Raw genomic sequence first — 2,403 nt, forward strand, 5'->3', positions numbered from 1 at the left:
AGTAGCACGCTCAAGACCCGAAGCGGAGTGATCTAGCCATGGGCAGGTTGAAGCGGAGGTAAGACTTCGTGGAGGACCGAACCCACCAGGGTTGAAAACCTGGGGGATGACCTGTGGTTAGGGGTGAAAGGCCAATCAAACTCCGTGATAGCTGGTTCTCCCCGAAATGCATTTAGGTGCAGCGTCGTGTGTTTCTTGCCGGAGGTAGAGCACTGGATAGGCGATGGGCCCTACCGGGTTACTGACCTTAGCCAAACTCCGAATGCCGGTAAGTGAGAGCGCGGCAGTGAGACTGTGGGGGATAAGCTCCATGGTCGAGAGGGAAACAGCCCAGAGCATCGACTAAGGCCCCTAAGCGTACGCTAAGTGGGAAAGGATGTGGAGTCGCACAGACAACCAGGAGGTTGGCTTAGAAGCAGCCACCCTTGAAAGAGTGCGTAATAGCTCACTGGTCTAGTGATTCCGCGCCGACAATGTAGCGGGGCTCAAGCGTACCGCCGAAGTCGTGTCATTGCAGCATGAGGGCCAACGCCCGCTGTGATGGGTAGGGGAGCGTCGTGTGCCGGGTGAAGCCGCGCCGGAAGGCAGTGGTGGACGGTTCACGAGTGAGAATGCAGGCATGAGTAGCGATACACACGTGGGAAACGTGTGCGCCGATTGACTAAGGGTTCCTGGGTCAAGCTGATCTGCCCAGGGTAAGTCGGGACCTAAGGCGAGGCCGACAGGCGTAGTCGATGGATAACCGGTTGATATTCCGGTACCCGCTGTGAAGCGTCAAACATTGAATCAGGCGATGCTAAGTCCGTGAAGCCGTTCCGGACCCTTCGGGGAATGGAAAGTGGTGGAGCCGACGGACCAGACTTGTAGTAGGTGAGTGATGGGGTGACGCAGGAAGGTAGTCCATCCCGGGCGGTGGTTGTCCCGGGGTAAGGGTGTAGGACGTCAGGTAGGTAAATCCGCCTGGCAATAGTCTGAGACCTGATGCCGAGCCGATTGTGGTGAAGTGGATGATCCTATGCTGTCGAGAAAAGCCTCTAGCGAGTTTCATGGCGGCCCGTACCCTAAACCGACTCAGGTGGTCAGGTAGAGAATACCGAGGCGTTCGGGTGAACTATGGTTAAGGAACTCGGCAAAATGCCCCCGTAACTTCGGGAGAAGGGGGGCCATGTCTGGTGATCCGTTTTACACGGTGAGCTGGGTGTGGCCGCAGAGACCAGCGAGAAGCGACTGTTTACTAAAAACACAGGTCCGTGCGAAGCCGTAAGGCGATGTATACGGACTGACGCCTGCCCGGTGCTGGAACGTTAAGGGGACCGGTTAGTCAAGATTCGTCTTGGCGAAGCTGAGAACTTAAGCGCCAGTAAACGGCGGTGGTAACTATAACCATCCTAAGGTAGCGAAATTCCTTGTCGGGTAAGTTCCGACCTGCACGAATGGCGTAACGACTTCTCGACTGTCTCAACCATAGGCCCGGTGAAATTGCACTACGAGTAAAGATGCTCGTTTCGCGCAGCAGGACGGAAAGACCCCGGGACCTTTACTACAGTTTGATATTGGTGTTCGGTTCGGCTTGTGTAGGATAGCTGGGAGACTGTGAAGCTTGGACGCCAGTTCAGGTGGAGTCGTCGTTGAAATACCAGTCTGGTCGTGCTGGATGTCTAACCTGGGTCCGTGATCCGGATCAGGGACAGTGTCTGATGGGTAGTTTAACTGGGGCGGTTGCCTCCTAAAGAGTAACGGAGGCGCCCAAAGGTTCCCTCAGCCTGGTTGGCAATCAGGTGTTGAGTGTAAGTGCACAAGGGAGCTTGACTGTGAGACCGACGGGTCGAGCAGGGACGAAAGTCGGGACTAGTGATCCGGCGGTGGCTTGTGGAAGCGCCGTCGCTCAACGGATAAAAGGTACCCCGGGGATAACAGGCTGATCTTCCCCAAGAGTCCATATCGACGGGATGGTTTGGCACCTCGATGTCGGCTCGTCGCATCCTGGGGCTGGAGTCGGTCCCAAGGGTTGGGCTGTTCGCCCATTAAAGCGGTACGCGAGCTGGGTTTAGAACGTCGTGAGACAGTTCGGTCCCTATCCGCTGCGCGCGTAGGAATATTGAGAAGGGCTGTCCCTAGTACGAGAGGACCGGGACGGACGAACCTCTGGTGTGCCAGTTGTTCTGCCAAGGGCATGGCTGGTTGGCTACGTTCGGGAGGGATAACCGCTGAAAGCATCTAAGCGGGAAGCCTGCTTCGAGATGAGTATTCCCACCCCCTTTGAGGGGTTAAGGCTCCCAGTAGACGACTGGGTTGATAGGCCGGATCTGGAAGCACGGTAACGTGTGGAGGTGACCGGTACTAATAGGCCGAGGGCTTGTCCTCAGTTGCTCGCGTCCACTGTGTTGGTTCTGAAACCACGAA

Annotated in this window: 1 rRNA gene; it reads left to right on the top strand. The window is 56.4% G+C overall.

Annotation, left to right across the window (positions count from 1 at the left end):
- Positions 1-2,364: ribosomal RNA gene (locus tag ACFYRY_RS42925) — 23S ribosomal RNA — on the top strand; the annotation flags it as partial.
- Between the last annotated feature and the right edge of the window lie 39 nt (positions 2,365-2,403).

Origin of the sequence: Streptomyces sp. NPDC005263 (assembly GCF_042872365.1) — a bacterium.
Lineage (GTDB): Bacteria > Actinomycetota > Actinomycetes > Streptomycetales > Streptomycetaceae > Streptomyces.